We start from the raw sequence: 274 nt of genomic DNA, 5'->3' as shown, positions 1-274 counted from the left end.
ATGACCAGGTCGGGGAGCGTCTGCAGGCCGAACTCGTTGCCGTCGCAGGCGACATGCCGATCATTGGCCCCAATTGCCATGGGATGGTCAACTACGCCGACGGCGCGCTCCTGTGGCTGGACCAACACGGAGGAATCAGGCTAGCGGCGGGAGCGCGTGGCGTCGGCATTGTCACGCAGTCGGGCAGCATCGGCATCAACCTGACGAGCCAAAGGCGTGGCCTTCCGCTCGCGTTCCTGGTGACTGCGGGCAACCAGGCCCAGACCGGTTTATC

1 pseudogene is annotated in these 274 nt (G+C 65.0%); it reads left to right on the top strand.

The window, feature by feature from the left end:
• A pseudogene (locus AC0L17_RS34730) lies at nucleotides 1–274 on the top strand (acetate--CoA ligase family protein); the annotation flags it as partial.

The organism is Mesorhizobium sp. WSM4829, from assembly GCF_055811475.1.
The sequence above is the reverse complement of the archived record's forward strand: the minus strand, read 5'-3'. Positions and strand labels throughout refer to the sequence as shown.